The organism is Cupriavidus sp. WS, from assembly GCF_000395345.1.
Taxonomy (GTDB): domain Bacteria; phylum Pseudomonadota; class Gammaproteobacteria; order Burkholderiales; family Burkholderiaceae; genus Cupriavidus; species Cupriavidus basilensis_B.
In genome coordinates this window covers 1-15386 of the sequence record NZ_AQPL01000098.1, presented here as the reverse complement: position 1 = coordinate 15386, position 15386 = coordinate 1, and the positions used below count along the sequence as shown (strand labels likewise).

General features: G+C 69.9%; 10 protein-coding genes. 3 read left to right on the top strand and 7 right to left on the bottom strand.

Annotated elements, in window-relative coordinates; all coding sequences use genetic code 11:
- Nucleotides 1–1481: Na+/H+ antiporter (locus tag K206_RS37895; protein WP_020202231.1), on the bottom strand; the 1481-nt coding region annotated here is incomplete at its 3' end.
- Nucleotides 1482–1575: 94 nt separating this feature from the next.
- Nucleotides 1576–3042: an amidohydrolase family protein gene (locus K206_RS0109745; RefSeq protein WP_029043426.1), complete on the bottom strand. Its 1467-nt coding sequence runs from the start codon at nucleotides 3040–3042 to the stop codon at nucleotides 1576–1578.
- Between the two features lie 534 nt (nucleotides 3043–3576).
- Between K206_RS0109745 and K206_RS0109740 the strand changes: the two genes are divergently transcribed.
- Entirely contained in the window at nucleotides 3577–3924 is a 348-nt protein-coding gene (locus tag K206_RS0109740; RefSeq protein ID WP_020202229.1) for a hypothetical protein, read from the top strand.
- On the opposite strand, the gene K206_RS0109735 is transcribed toward K206_RS0109740, so the two are convergent.
- Entirely contained in the window at nucleotides 3921–7025 is a 3105-nt protein-coding gene (locus K206_RS0109735) for an ATP-binding protein (protein ID WP_231401589.1), read from the bottom strand. The genes K206_RS0109740 and K206_RS0109735 overlap by 4 nt on opposite strands.
- A gap of 100 nt (nucleotides 7026–7125) precedes the next feature.
- On the opposite strand from K206_RS0109735, the gene K206_RS0109730 reads away from it, so the two are divergent.
- Together K206_RS0109730 and K206_RS37890 are read left to right on the top strand one after the other, a co-directional pair.
- Nucleotides 7126–7797 carry a response regulator transcription factor gene (locus K206_RS0109730; protein ID WP_043366056.1) on the top strand — a complete coding sequence of 224 codons (672 nt, stop codon included), beginning with the start codon at nucleotides 7126–7128 and terminating at the stop codon, nucleotides 7795–7797.
- Nucleotides 7798–8297: 500 nt separating this feature from the next.
- Complete coding sequence (locus tag K206_RS37890) at nucleotides 8298–9002, top strand: LuxR C-terminal-related transcriptional regulator (protein WP_043366050.1); 705 nt, start codon at nucleotides 8298–8300, stop codon at nucleotides 9000–9002.
- Nucleotides 9003–9131: 129 nt separating this feature from the next.
- Here K206_RS37890 and K206_RS40825 read toward each other — a convergent pair whose 3' ends face one another.
- The 4 genes from K206_RS40825 to K206_RS0109705 all read right to left on the bottom strand — a co-directional run bounded on the left by K206_RS40825 (nucleotide 9132) and on the right by K206_RS0109705 (nucleotide 15312).
- Nucleotides 9132–10520, bottom strand: a complete 1389-nt coding sequence (locus K206_RS40825) for an EAL domain-containing protein (RefSeq protein WP_155888022.1) — start codon at nucleotides 10518–10520, stop codon at nucleotides 9132–9134.
- Nucleotides 10521–10727: 207 nt separating this feature from the next.
- A complete protein-coding gene (locus K206_RS0109715) occupies nucleotides 10728–11690 on the bottom strand; it encodes a fimbrial protein (RefSeq protein ID WP_155888021.1) in 963 nt (320 codons plus the stop codon).
- 101 nt (nucleotides 11691–11791) lie between these two features.
- On the bottom strand, nucleotides 11792–14395 hold the full coding sequence (locus tag K206_RS0109710; RefSeq protein WP_029043424.1) for a fimbria/pilus outer membrane usher protein: 2604 nt from the start codon (nucleotides 14393–14395) through the stop codon (nucleotides 11792–11794).
- A gap of 182 nt (nucleotides 14396–14577) precedes the next feature.
- The gene (locus K206_RS0109705; protein ID WP_020202222.1) at nucleotides 14578–15312 is read right to left on the bottom strand and encodes a fimbria/pilus periplasmic chaperone; all 735 of its coding nucleotides are present in this window, start codon (nucleotides 15310–15312) and stop codon (nucleotides 14578–14580) included.
- Between the last annotated feature and the right edge of the window lie 74 nt (nucleotides 15313–15386).

Genomic DNA, 15386 nt, shown 5'->3' with positions numbered 1-15386 from the left:
GGCTTGTGGCCGTCGCCCGCCGGCTCCGCGGCATGGCCGAGCGGCTCGTGCAGCCCCGCCAGCACCTGGTCGACCACGTCCATGTAGCGGCGCGCCTCCAGCGAGGAGTCCTCTTCGCGCTGCGCGTCGAGGATGGTCGAGATGCGGTTCACCGCCGCCCGGTGCGCGGCCTGCCGCGCGAATTCCCGCTGCCGCTGGTGCGGCGAGGACCGCGCCGGCTCGATGCCCTTGAGCAGGCGCGGCATGCCGATGCTCGCGCCGACCAGCGAGATGATGATCACGGCCGCGGCGAGGAAGATCGCAAGGTCGCGCGCCGGGAACGCGTCGCCGCCGGGCAGCAGCAGCGGCAGCGTCATGACGCCGGCCAGCGTCACCGCGCCGCGCACGCCGCCCAGCGACAGCGCGAGCATGATGCGCGGCGTGGCGCGCGCCTCGGGCGGCGGCGTGGCATTGCGCACGATCCGCGCCAGCCTGACCGAGACGAAGATGCACGCCAGGCGCAGGGCCGCCAGCATGAGCCAGATCAGCAGCGCGTACACCGGCAGCAGCCACGGGTCGTCCCCGGCCTGCGTCACGGTCCGCGCCGCCGCGCGGAAGACCCGCGGCAACTGCTCGCCGAGCAGCACGAACATGATCCCGTTGAGGACGAACTGCACCATGTCCCACACCGCCTGGCGCTGCATGCGCGCGAACGCGCTGACGCGCCCCGACAGCTCCGCGTAGCTCATGGTCACGCCGGCGGCCACGGCGGCCAGGATGCCCGAGGCGCCGACGTGCTCGGCCAGGAAATACGCGGCGAACGGAATCAGCAGGCTCAGCAGCACCTCGGAGCGCGGCTCCTCGCCGAAGCGCTTCGTGAAGCCGTCGCGCAGCCGCATGACGGCCGCCGTGACGAGCGCGCCGGTCGCCAGCCCCGCGCCCGCCACCCAGAGGAACGACATCACCGCCGACGAGAGCGAGAACGCGCCGGTCATCGCCGCCGCGATGGCGATGCGGAACGCGACCAGCCCGCTGGCGTCGTTGAACAGCGCCTCGCCTTCGAGGATCGAGGTGATGCGGCGCGGCACGGTCAGGCGGCGCGTGATGCCGGCCACCGCCACCGGATCGGTCGGCGAGATGATGGCGGCCAGCGCGAACGCGACGGCCAGCGGCATCGACGGAATCATCCAGTGGATGGCGTAGCCGGCGCCGACCACGGTCATGACGACCAGCACCACGGAAAGCTGGAAGATGCCCAGCTTGTCCCGCCGCAGCATGTCCTTGGGGATGTGCCATCCGTCGAGAAACAGCAGCGGCGGCAGGAACAGCAGGAAGAAGACGTCGGGGTCGAGCCTGACACCGCGCTCGAACACGCCGGCGATCAGGAAACCCAGCGCGATCTGGAGCAGCGGCAGCGGCACCGGCCACGGGATGACCCGCACCACCGCGCCGCTCACCAGCACCGCGCCCAGCATGGCAATGGCAATATTGATGCTTTCCAATGCGCCCCCTTCGGCTGCCCCGTATCCGCGCCGCGCCGCGGCCTTGCATGTCCGTTCGCGTCCCCGCGTCCCCCGCGTCCCCTCGCCTGGCCGGCTAGTGGTACGGCACGCCCAGCGTGTTCTTGTGGATGCGGCCGTCCTTCATGATGATCTTCATGTTCCTGGCCGGGTCCGCGATCAGCGTGATGTCCTCGAGCGGGTTGCCGCCGATCACCAGCATGTCGGCGAACGCGCCCGGCTCGATGACGCCCAGCGCGCCGGGATAGGGGCTGCGGGCGCCCGACAGGCCGAGCAGCGCGGCATTGCGGCTGGTGCCGAGCCGCAGCACGTCGGCGGGACCGAACCAGCGCGCCAGCTTGGCCAGTTGCCTGCCCTGCGTCAGCGCGCCCGCGGGATTGAACAGGACGTCGGTGCCCCACGCCATGTTCACGCCGTGCTTCTGGCCAAGCTCGAACGCGCGCACCGTGCCTTCTGCGATCGCCTTCTGCTGCAGCCGCTGCGCGTCGGTCGCCTTCGGGTTGGCGTCGTCGTCGGCCAGGAACGGCTGCAGGCTCCACCACGCGCCGGCGTCGGCGATCCGGCGCACGGTCTCTTCGTCCGCGAGCTGGCCATGCTCGATCGATTTCACGCCGCACGCGATGGCCCTGCGGATGCCGGCCGAGGTGTACACGTGGGCGCAGACGTAGGTGCCCCAGTCCGACGCGGCGGCGACGGCGGCGCGCATCTCGTCCTCCGTGTACTGGACCGAGTCGAGCGGATCGAACATCGACGACACGCCCCCGCCGGCCATGATCTTGATCTGGCTGGCGCCCAGCATGAGCTGCTCGCGCACGCGCCGCAGCATCTCCGGCACGCCGTCGGCGATCGACGAGATGCCCGCCACTTCCGCCGCGCTCAGCGAGCACAGCGCCGTGCGCGGCAGCTCGCCGCGCCGGCGGAAGTCGCCGTGCCCGGAGGTCTGGGAGATCATCGCGCCCGAAGGAAAGATGCGCGGGCCCGCGATGCGGTGCTCGTCGATCGCCTGCTTGAGCGAGAACGACGGCCCGCCCACGTCGCGCACGGTGGTGAAGCCGCGCAGGACGGTCCGCTCGGCTTCCTGCGCCGCGAGAAGGTAGATGTAGGTGATGTCGGCCGTCATCGCCACGTTCAGCGGCACCGCGGCGAGAATCGAATGCCAGTGCGCATCGATCATGCCGGGCATGACGACGTGCCCCGCGCAGTCGATCACCTGCGCATCGCCCGCGTCCTGCCCGGCCGGAACGAGGTCCTCGATGCGGTTGCCCGCGACGATCACGTCGAGGCCCTGCAGGAGCGCGTCCGACTTGCCGTCGAAGATCCGCGCGCCCCTGAGCCGCGTCGGGCGCGCCGCGGCCTGCGCCGGCCCCGGCGCCGCCAGCGCGGGCCCGCCCGCCGCGGCGCCGGCCGCGAGCTCCTGCATGGGCAGGCGGCCCGATGCCGCCTCGCCGAGCCGCCGCAGGACCGCATGCGTCAGGTCACTCCGGCAACGGCACCGGGAGTTGTACGCCAGACGCTGACTCTCATTGCCAATCATGTTCGTCATTCCGTTCTCCGCGGCTTGCTGTGGCAGCAGGCTGCATTCTCTCACTGCCGGCGAATCTTTCGCAAACTGGATTTCGCGATGGCGCGATACCGCGCCGGCATGCGCGCCGGTTTGACACACTGCGGACATAACGCACCGGATTGGGGCGCAGTGAATCGGATATGTGCGATAGGACAACGTCGGCCAATGCGAAAAAGAACGATATGCATGACCACGATCCATCGCCATAAGCCCGCCGCGCCTTTCACCGCGAATTGGTTCAATTTTTTTATGACACGGAATGCCTAGGGATTGCCCTGCTTGCGGTCATTTCATGATGCGCACAGAATTTATTCAACCGGGCAATGATTAATCTTTAAATCCCGGCGCATCGATTTTTCATTCATTAAACCATTCTATCAACCACTCAATCGACCACTCAATCGGTCATTCAATTACCAGGCATGATCTCGATTTCCATGTGCAGCGGTTAATCGCCAGTCTTCCGACGGACATGTCGATTGCCGCGACGCACCTCATCTCGCGGAGGTTTCCATGGCACGCCGTTCGATCGTCTCTCACACCATCCTTGCCTCGTCGCTGTTCGCAGCGCTGCTCCTCTCCTGCGCCGCCGCCAGCGCGCAGACGGGCGGGACCATCCGCTTCAGCGGCGCGCTGGTCGAGCCGCCCTGTTCATTCAGCGTGCGTCCCGCGGACAGCGAGCGGATGCGGTTCCACACGGCCTGCCCGCGCCCGGTCGCCGGCAAGGTTGCCTTCACCGGCACGCCCGGCCACCTCCCGGCGCGCCACGTCGGGTTCACGCACCGCACGCAGTCGATCGGCCTGCCGGCGCTCGCCGCCGCGCGCCATTCCCGGATGACCGCGGTCATCACCTACCGCTAGCCGCCGGCATCGACCCGTCCGAACCCGGCATCGCGCGCCATGCGCGCGAGCGCCGACGAGGCCCGGCCGCGCACCTCGGCGAGCGCCTGCGCGAGCTCGCCGGGGGTGGCGCCGGAGGTGACTTCGGAAGTGACGCCGGAAGCGGCGTCGGGCCGGTCCGCCAGCAGCGCTTCCAGCCGCGAGCAGGCCTCGACCACGTCCGTGGCATGCAGCATCGCGAACGCTCCCTTGATGGAATGGGCCTCCGCCGACACGGTTGCCCGGTCGCCTCGCGTGATCGCGCTCGCGGCCGCCTGGAGCGACTGCGCGGTGCGCTGCTCCAGCGTGCCGAGCAGCATCTCGGACAACGCGGCATCGGCGCCCGCCGCGTCCGCCTCGATGGCGGCCTCGGCGCGCGGGTCGGCCGCCAAGCTCAGGTAGCGCCGCGCCGCGGCGTCGATGGAGGCCAGCGACATCGGCTTGAGCAGCACGCCGGAGATGCCCGCGTCGCGCAGGCGCTGCGAATCGGCGGCCGTGACGTCCGCGGTGATCGCCACGATCGGCGTGCGCGCGCCCTGGTTGCGCAGGCACGTGGCGAGCGTGTAGCCATCCATGACCGGCATCGACAGGTCGGTCAGCACCAGATCGTAGTGGCGCTCGTTGAAATGGCGCAGCGCGACCAGGCCGTTCTCGACGATGTCGCCGGTATAGCCCAGCGCGTCGAGCTGGTCGCGGATCAGCTCGCGGTTGACTTCGTGGTCTTCGGCCACGAGCACGTGGATGCCGCGCGCGTCGTGCGCGTCGCCGGCCGCGGGCGAGGCGTCGTCATGCGCGGGCGCGCCGCCCGCGGCCGGCCGCAGCGGCAGCGTCACCGTGAAGGTGCTGCCGCGGCCCGGCTCGCTCGCCACCGCGATGGTGCCGCCCATCGCCCCGGCGATGCGCCGGCACAGCGCGAGCCCCAGCCCCGTTCCGCCGAAGCGGCGCGTGACCGACACGTCGACCTGGTCGAACGCATCGAAGATGCGCGCCTGCTGCGCAGCCGCGATGCCGATGCCGGTGTCGGCCACGCGGATCCGCAGCGGCGCCGCCGCGCTGTCCGCGCCATCCGTGCCATCGGCAGCCGCATCGACGTCGACCGACACGCGCCCCCGCTCGGTGAACTTGATGGCGTTGCCCAGCAGGTTCGCCACGATCTGGCGGACCCGGCCCGGGTCTCCCGTGTACCAGCGCGGCAGCGCCGCGTCGAAATGCGCCTCCAGCGCGAGTCCCTTGCGCTGCGCCAGCGGCATGAACATCGCCACCGTTTCGCGGATCAGCGCCGCCACGTCGAAGCGGATCGGCTCGAAGCGCATCTCGCCGGCCTCGATCTTGGAGAAGTCGAGGATGTCGTTGAGGATGTCCAGCAATGCCCGCGACGACGACGCGATGGTGCGCACGCGCGGCGCCACGGGCGCCGCCTGCGGCAGCCGCTCGAGCAATTCGAGATGCCCCAGGATCGCGTTGAGCGGAGTGCGGATCTCATGGCTCATCGCCGCGAGGAAAGCGCTCTTCGCCGCGTTGGCGCTGTCCGCCGCCTGCTTCGCCGCGGACAGCTGGCGCGCGAGCTGGCGCTCGGTGGTGACGTCCGCCAGCGTCGCCACCACCACCGGCTGCCCCTGGTAGTGCGACGGCGCCAGCTTCGCGGCCACGTCGATGGTGCCGCCGTCCCCGGTGGGCAGGTTCAGCTCCACGTCGAACGCCGCCACCGCGCGGCCGCCCGGCGCGCCGAACGCGGCCGGCGCGTGCCGCCGGAGCACGTCGCCGAGCTGCCCGTCGGCCGCCTTGCCGATGCGCCGCTCCAGCGCCTGCATGTGCGCGCTTTCCAGCAGCACGGTGTTGTCGTTCGCGTTGACGAGCGCGAGGCCGACCGGCACCGTCTCGATCAGCGTGCGGCTCAGGTGCTCGCTGTCGAACACGCGCTCGGAGCGCGCGAACAGCGGCACGAGGATCTTGCGGTTGAAAAGCAGCACGAAGGCCCACAGCAGCGCGATGGCCAGGCCGGTGGCGATGGCCGGCGCGGCGCCGTCCCGCGCCACGCGCGCGGCGATGACCCGGCCCGGCACCGCGTAGGCCAGCGTCCAGCCGGTGTCGCCGAGCGGCGCGCACAGCAGCAGCATGCCGTCGCGATAGGTCCCGGCGGCGCCGGGCGCGGCAGGCCCGCGGCACTGCGCCGCCCCGGCGCCGGCCGGCGGCAGCGCCGCCGGGTCGGACGCGCTGCCCGTCACCGCCTCGGCGCGCTCGTCGGCCACGCGGTAGACCCCGGAAAACGAGCCCGGCTCCAGCCGCTCGAGCAGCCGCTCCGGGCTGAACTCGCCGGCGACGATGCCGATCGGCCGCCCGTTCGCCGTCATGGGCGCGAGCACGCGCAGGCGCGGCCGCCCGGTGAGCGGGTCGGCCCGCGGGCGCAGCCAGCGCAGCGGCCGGCTGGCGCCGCGCGGCGCCGCGGACCACGATGCGAGTTGCTCGAGGCCCGCGCCGTAGTAGGCGGACAGGCTGGCCGGATCGGCCGCGATGCGCGGCAGCGGCGCGCCGGCCAGGTCGGGCAGCGGGCTGATGCCCACCAGCGCGGCCGCCGGCGTCACGAAATAGCCGCTCAGCCCCCACGGCAGCCCGACCGCGTCGTTCATGGTCTTGACCAGGCTGCTGCCCGCGCCCGCGGTGCTCCGCGCCACCGCGAGAAAATGGCCGGCCGCCTCGCCGCCGGCGCCCTGCCCGCGCGCCAGCCGCAGGACCAGCGCGCCGCGCGAGTCCGGCGTGACGGGGAACACGATGCGGCCGTCCTGCGCCTCGAACGCGCTCACGTCGGCGGCATCGGCGGCGCCGGTGCCCTCCCAGGCGGTCTCGATCCCGACGGCGGCGATGCGCACCCGCGTCTCGCTCGCCCTGACGACGTCCATCACGCGCCCCAGGTCGCGCTGGAACGCCTGCCGCTCGTCGTTGAGGTCCTCGCGCACGAGACCGGCGAGACCCAGCGCGAACGCCAGCAGGATCAGGAGCGTCAGCGCCGCCGAGCCGATGAACAGGACGATGCGCTGATGGCCGCGGACGCGGGCGAGCAAGCTGGGAGACGACGATGCAGGCATGGTAGATTACCGTTGCTCTTTGATGCGTTCGCGCATCGGGATCCAGGCACGCGGCAACGGCCCGCGGCACAGGGACAACGCATGGCATGGCGGAGAAATCGTGAGCGCTGACAACCAGTTTTCGATCAAGGTCGTGATCGCCGACGACCATCCTACCGTATTGCGCGGTCTCGTCCATACGCTGGAGCCGATCGGCACGACCGAAATCGTCGCGACCTGCCGCAACGCCACCGAGCTGATCGCCGCGCTCGAGAAGCAGCCGTGCGACGTGGTGGTTTCCGATTATGCGATGCCGGGCGGCGAGCACAGCGACGGGCTGGCGCTGTTCGAATACCTGCGGCGCCATTATCCGAAGGTCGGCATCGTCGCGCTGACGGTCATGGACAGCCCGGCGGTCATCCGCGCGCTCCTGGCGGCGGGCATCACCACCATCCTGAGCAAGTCGGACGCGACCGGCCACATCATCACCGCGATTCACAGCAGCTACGCCGGCGGCTCGTACCTGTCGCCGACCATCGAGAAGGTCGTGGCCGGCAGCGAGGGCGCGGGCACCGGCCAGCCGCTTTCGCCGCGCGAGCTGGAGGTGGCGCGGCTGTTTGCCTCGGGGCTGTCGATGACGGATATCGCGAAGCGGCTCAACCGCAGCAAGCAGACCGTCAGCACGCAGAAAGTGATGGCCATGCGCAAGCTCGGCATCGCGAACGACGTCGAGCTGATCCGCTACGCGATCGAAGGCGGGCTCGTCGCTTCGCCCGGCAAAGACGGCAAATAGGCGCTTCTTTGCCTGCCGGCGGCGCGCCGGCTTGTCGCCGCATTGTCGCCGGAAGCCACCGCGCCATCACGCCATCGCTTCGCAATGGGGATGGGAGATGCCCGCGCCATGCCTTTTCTTTTTTATCCTGTTTTTATCTCCGCTTTTAGCCAAAATCTTAATTTCAGTGCCAAAAAACATTGATTTTTTCGGTCTGGAATGAATTTCGTACGAGTACTAATCAAAATAAGTAAAGTCGATCAATCGTATGATTGGCGCCATCCATTCCTATTATTAAACTGACTTCGGCGGCTTCCCCATTGCACCAGTCCCTTGTGTGAACCACGCGAGGCGCAAACGGAAGGCATCCGCCAGGACTGGTTGCGACGACAAGGGCACCGTACCCCCGACGGGCCGAGCTTCGCATTGCCGCCCAGTCGCCGCCGTACCCGTTCCCTCACCGGGAAACGGGATACCCATGCCCTTGTCGCGCGCGCCCATTACTCAACGGATTAAATGGCATGAATAAATTCTCAATCCGCGTTGTGATCGCCGACAGCCACCCCGCGGTTCTGATCGGACTGCAACAGGTTCTCGAGAGCGCGGGCCACATAGAGCTCGTCGGCACTTGCCTGAACACCACCGAACTCGTCGAACTGCTGCAGCATGTCGCCTGCGACGTCGTGATCTGCGATTACACGATGTCCGATGGCGAATATGGCGACGGCATGGCGCTGCTCGGTTATTTGCAGAGGAATTTTCCGAATATCGGGCTTGTCGTGCTGACGACGATCAGGAATCCCGCCGTGATACGGACATTGGCCGCGCACAGCGGCCTGTCGTTCATCAGCATGGCGGACTCGACCGGCCACATCATCACCGCGGTCCACGCCAGCTTCGCGGGCGGGACGTACACGTCGCCGACCATCAGGGCCATCGCGACCACCCTGAACAAAGGCTCGGCCGACCTCGCCACCGAACTGTCGCCGCGCGAGGCCGAAGTGGTGCGGCTGTTCGCGTCGGGCAATACCGTGACCGATATCGCGGAACACCTGAAACGCAGCAAGCAGACCATCAGCTCGCAGAAACGAAGCGCCATGCGCAAGGTGGGCGCGTCGAACGACGTGGAGCTCATCACGTTCGTGCTGAACGGAGGCAATGAAGGCGCCTCGCTGCTCTTTCCGGCGGACGACCTGTCCGGCGCGCACGCGAGGGAGATTCCCTGAACCCCTGAACCCCTGATGCCTGACGGGGGCGGACGCGGTTGTCCCGCCCCCAAAAAGCGCGTCCCCGCCATTGCGGGGACGTTTGCGTTTACGGGCAGCCAGGCAATCGGCCTTGCTGCGGGGAAAAGCCTACAGGCCTTCCCCGCTCTCGACGGCAGGGTGCCGGCTTGCCGGAACGCTCGCGCCCAGCCCGGGCAATCCGCCGCCCGCCGCGAGGCGCTGCAGGTAGTCCGCCGCTTCCAGCGGCCGGCACAGCGCATAACCCTGTCCCGCCGAGCAGCCCGCCGCGCGCAGCGCGGCGACCGCCTGCACGGACTCGATGCCCTCGGCCACCACCGTCATGCCCCGCGCCAGCCCCAGATGGACCGTGGCGGCCAGCGCGCCGCCGAGGGCCGGGCTGTCCGCCATGCGGCGCACCAGCGCGCCATCGATCTTCATCTCGTCGAACGGCATGTCGCACAGCATCTTCAGCGACGCCGCGCCGGTGCCGAAATCGTCCATCGACACGCCGAATCCCCTGGCGCGCAGCCAGTGGATGGAGGACGACAAGGCCAGCTCGTCGAGCACCGGCTCGCTTTCGGTCAGCTCCAGCTTGATGAGCGAGGCGGGCAGCGAGGCCTGCGCCAGCGCGCGCTCGAAGGCCGGCACGAAACCGGCCGACGACAACAGCGCACAGGGAACGTTGACCGCGACGGGCACGGCCCGGCCCAGCCGGGCCGCGCGCTCGAGCACCGCGACGACGCGGCCCAGTTGCAGGAAGAAGAAGCGCTGCGCGCGGGCCGCGTCCTGCGTCCACGGGATGAACGTGGCCGGCGACACGGCGCCGAACTCGGGATGGCTCCAGCGCGACAGCGCCTCGGCGCCGACGATGCGGCCGTCGCGCAGCGAGAACTGCGGCTGGACCACGATCCTGAAGCCCTCGTCCCGCGCCAGCGCGTCGACGAACGCGGCCTCGCAGCCTTGCTGCCGGTCCGCCGCGGCGCCGCGCGACGGCGCGGCACCATGCGGGACGTCGGGCAACGATGCGATGACCTGCCTGAGCGCGCCGGCAACCGCGTGCGGCGAGCGCTCGCACAGGATATGGACCGGAACGCCCGCCTCCCCGGCGAGCCGCGCGTGCGACGCCAGCGCCTGCCGCGACAGCTCGGTCGCGTAGACCACCGGCGGCACCGCCGCCAGCCGGCCTTCGTCGCGCGCGGCGGCAAGGCGCGAGGGCAGGAACAGGCCTTCGCCGTTGTCCCGGCAGAGCTGCGCGAAGACGACGGTGCGCATGCCGGATGCCAGCAGTGCGAGCAAGGCATCCGTCGAACCCGCGAACTCGACCGTGACGCCGGACAGCCAGCGCAGCGCGGCGCCGAGCCACGCCGGCACGTCGCCCGGCGCGGCCAGGACGACCAGTTGCGTGTGGGCGCCGGGCATCCGGCGCGCGGCGCCGCCCTCTCCCGTGCGGGCCGGCGCCATGCGCCGGCCGGATGCCGGCGCGTGCCGCGCGTTGCCGCAGCCGCGCGCCCGGGTCATATCCGCCACACCGGCCACACCGGGCACACCGGCCGCGCGCGCGCGGACCCGGTCCTCGTTCCTGCTTTCCACCGTCGCTTTCATGAGCATCCTCCCAGTCCTGCGAACAGGGATGACGCCATCGCCCGTTCGCTTTCCCTTTTGGTTTTCCTTCCGCTTTTCCTTCCGCTTTTCCTTCCGTACTGGCTGTCCATCCGCGCGCGCCATCTACTGATAGTCGACCAGCACCATCACGCTGCCCTTCACGCTGCCGACCGTCACCGGGTCCGCCGTCTTGATGTATGTCGCCTTGTACGGAACCGCGTACGAGCCGCCGGTCGTCTTGCTGTACGCATTGAGCTTGATCGACTGATTGAACGTGGCGGGCGTGCCATTGGCATCGGTGATCCGTATGCGCACGCCGGTGGCGGTGGAGTCGGCGCCGAGCGGCAATACCCCGGTGTAGGCGCTGGTCTCGGAGCCGACCGGCACGAAGCTGTAGCCCACGCGGTTGAAGCCCGCCGGGCAGTTGTTCAGCCGGACGTTGAAATCCACGCCGCCTGCGCTGCTGCCCACGGCGCCGAGCTTGCCGAGCGCGATCGGCGGCAGGGTGACGGCCTGGCTCGGCGTGGAGCAGGTCCCGTCGATGGTCTGCACCGTCGCCGCCAGGAAGATCTGGTATTTCGTGTTCCCGTTCGAGAAATACAGGATGTAGTACGCGGGGGAGAGCGTGGCGCCGTTGGCCTTGAGCGGGCCGCCGACCACCTTGGTCCCGTTGGACACCAGCTGGATCTCGATGGGCCGCGAAAAGGAGACGGTGCTGGGCCCGGCCATCATCGTCTGCCCGTTGATGATCAGACGCGTCGAGAGCCCGGTGACGGTGGTCAGGACGTCCGGTCCCGGCACCCGTTCGGCGCCGCCGTACTTGTACATCTCGATGTACGTCAGCGTGCAGGTCGTCCCGTAGCAAAGCTGCGACGGCGTCAGGTAGTCGCGCGCGACCACGGTGCCGCCGGCGACGCTGGCCGGCACCGTGATGGTGGACTGGCCGAACACGTACTGGGCGAATGCCGGCGACGACAGCGCGGCCATCAGCCCGGCGGCCACGAGGCCGTTCCTCGCCCAGCGGGCGGGCGCGATCCGCGCGGCCGCCCGGGCCGCGCGCATGACGATGGAAAGAAGTCTGTTCATGCTTGGGTTCCTGTCTGTTTGAGCTACACCCGGATTGCGGGACGCGGCGTGTGGCGCGCCGGTTGCGCGGCGCCGCCACCTGCCGTTGCCTTCGGCCACCGTCAGTCGGCGGCGGGCCCGCAGGTCGTTTCGATCTGCTGGTAGCTGCGCGCGGGCTGCTGCCCCTTTGCCGCCGCCAGCGTGTACGGCATGGCGCACGACGCGCCGCCCTCGTTGCCCCAGCGCACGGTCAGCGTGCCGTGCTCGTCGAGGCCGCGCGCCAGGATGCGGCCGCCCTGGCCGACCACGCCGACCTCGGTGCCCGCCGCGTTGAGCACCTGGGCGCCGAACGGCAGGGCCTCGCCACCGGCCTGGCGCGCGGCGATCAGCGCCGCGCGGCCGACCACGGTCGGGAAGCGGATCAGCGGCACCGCGCCCGCGCGCGGCACCACCTGCTGCGCGGTCACGCTCAGCTCGACGTCGAGCGGCAGCCCCGTGGGATCGAGCTCGACCTCGTTGATCGAGTACGGCGTGAGCATCGGCACCACGGCATAACCGCGGCTGTCCATGCGCACCCCTTGCGAATTGAGCACGCGCGCGCCGGCCGAGCCCGGCGCCTCGACCACGGCGAAGGTGTCGGACAGCGGCTGCGACAGCGTGACGCCGCCGGGATGCACGACCACCCCGCCGCGCGCGCCGACCGAAGCCTGCTGGTAGCCCTGGCCGACGCCGGCGCTCGCCGTGAGCTCGGCATACGGCGCGCGATACACGACCGTGCCGCTGCCGTTGGTCGAGGCGCCGCCGTCCTGCGACGCGTGGTTGCCCGACACGCTGTAGAACAGCGCATCGTCGCGCCCGGCGCTGCCCGACAGCGTGGCCTGCGCCTGCGCGCGCCCGTTGGTGTCGAACGACAGCGCCGAGGACGCGATGACCGGGCGCTCCCTGCCCAGCGGAATGCTCACGCTCGCGTAGAACGTCGTGTTGCGGTTGCCCAGGCTGCCGTTCTCGCGCGTCACCGACAGCCGGTAGGTGATCCGGCGGAACACGTTCGAATACGAGGCGGCATAGGTGATGTCCGAGCCGGGACGGTTCCAGTAATTGCTCCCCGACAGCGTCATGCCGAACTGCCCGAAGCGGGCGCCCAGGTTCTGGTTGACCGACAGCGACGCGCGGCTGCGCTGCCGGGCGATGTCGTCGGGCGAGCCGCCGCGCTCCACCTGGTCGCGCATGAGCATGGCGTCGTTGAGGCCGAAATAGCCGCTCGTCGAATAGCGGTACGCGGCGATGGCGATGTCGGTGGAGGTCTGCGTGATCGACTTCGCATAGCTCACGCGCGCGCTGGTGCCGTGAAAGCGCCGCGTGCCGGGCGCCACCGTGGTCGCCTGCGTGACGTCCACGCCGAACGCGCCCACCGAGGTGTTGAGCGCGCTGCCCAGCATGAACGACAGGTAGCCCTGCGCCGCGGTCACGCCGCCGTAGCCCGTCACCAGGTTGGTGAGGCCCTGCCGCCACGTGCCCTGCATGAACAGCGGGTTGCGGCTGCTCTGCGCGGTGCGCACCGCGCCGGCCACGAAGCTGTAGCGGTGCGTGCCCGGGCGCAGCGCCAGCGGCACCGCCGCGTACGGCACGGAGAACTCGTGGACCGAGCCGTCGGCTTCCTTGACCGAGACGTTCAGGTCACCGCCGTAGCCGGTCGCGTACAGGTCGTCGATCTCGAACGCGCCCGGCGCCACGGTGGTCTCGTAGATCTTGACGCCGTTCTGGCTGACGGTGACGCGCGCGTTGCTGCGGGCGATGCCGCGCAGGACCGGCGCGTAGCCGCGCGCCGAGTCCGGCATCATCCGTTCGTCGGTCGACAGCTTGACGCCGCGGAACTGCGTGGAGTCGAACAGCTCGCCCGACGTGTAGGCTTCGCCGATGGTCAGTTGCGAGGTGAGCCTGGGCAGGTCGCGCTGCACGTAGGTGGCGATGTCCTGGTAATGCCCGCCGTTGTTGTTCGACCAGCTATACGAGCCCTGGTGGCGGAAATGCCAGTTGCCCACGTTGAAGCCCGCCGTCAGGCCGGCGAAGCCCTGCGTCAGCGACGGGCCGTCGTTGTTGCGCGTGGTGTACAGGTCGGCGCTGTAGTTCAGCATGCCGGTGGTCACGCCGGCTTCCCAGCGCTCCGGCGAGACGTAGCCGCGCGGCGTGCGGCGCAGCACGCCCTGCGGAATGCTGAGCGACAGGCGCTGCTCGTCGAACACGAATGCCGCGCTCGCGTCGGCGATGGCCTCGGGCAGCCCGACGCACGCGTCGTCCGCCTTAAGCCGGTCGCGCACGTCGTCGGGCAGCTTCAGCAGGTCGACGCCGAGCTCCTCCAGCAGCGCCCTGCTGAAGCAGGGCTGCGCGTCCTTGCCGTCGGCGGCGGCGCGGAACGGCACCTGCGCGCGCGTGACGCTGTCGCCGTTGACGTAGAGGTCGACGCGGTAGTCCCCGGGCAGCACGCCATTGCTTTTCTCGAAGCGGCTCAGGTCGATGCGCTGCTGGTCGGCGTGCACCAGGAAGCCGCTGTCGAACTGGACGTCGGTGGCGGCGGGCTGCGTGCTCGCCGCGGCGCCCTGGCGGCCCGCGGGCGCGGCCTCGGCCTGCCCTTGCCACAGCAGCAGCGTGGACAGGACGGCCAGGTACAGCGGGTTCAGTCGTGGCACCCGACCACCGTCGATGCCACCGTGGCAAAACAATGTCATATGACTCCTGAGATGTCTCTTGAGACCGGAGGCCGATAAAGCCGCGGGGCACCGGGCAAAGCGGGACCACGTAGCCGGGCAATGGGCGAACACCCGCCCCGCCGGCCGCTGTCGGGGCCTGCAAGGGCGAATGGATGAAACGGGGGCGGGCGGTGCGCCCGGGATGCCGGCGCGCGGGCGCGTCAGTGGAGCGCGTCGCTCCTGGTGACGCTGGCCGCGGCGGCCGGGCGGATCACGCCCCAGTCGTCGATGCTGCTGAACGTCACGCTCGCGCCGCCCACGGGACCCGTGGCGAGGCGGGGAAGCGGCATGCGGGCCGCGTCTTTCGCGCGGACGTAGGTCGGTTCGACCTCGTATTTCTGCCCCGCCGCCTCGAGCGTCACGCTGCCCAGGTTCACCACGTAGGGGCTGGGATTCGACACCTTCAGCTCATGCTCGCCGCTGTCGTCGCGGCGCACGATCTCCCACCGCAACTGCCGCGCGGCATCTTCCGCGTTGCCGGCCAGCCCGGCCGGCCGGTACATCACCTTGATCCGCGAGCGGAACGCCAGCTGGATCTTGTTGGCTGCCTCGTCGTCGCGCGCCTTGGGCGGGACTTCCAGCACGTTCAGCCAGAACAGCGATTCCTTGTCCGTGGGCAATGGTTCGCCCGTGTAAAACATGCGCAACGTCTGTCCCTTCTCGGGATCGATCCGGAACATCGACGGCGTCAGGATGAACGGCACCTTGATCGACTCCGGCGCCGCCTTCTCGTCGCCCGTGTCCATCCAGGTCTGAACCAGCGCGGGCGTGTTCCCGTCGTTCAGAAGCCGGACGGTCACTTCGCGGCTGTCGCCCGGAAACACCACGCGCGTCCCGGTGATCACCACGCTTGCCTGGGCCATGCCGCTCAGAACGGTTGCGCTCAGAGCCAGCATGGCAACTGCCTTGGATACCCATCGACTCATCTGCTACTCCTTTCTGGTCATCGGGCGGGCGGCTGCCGCCGCCC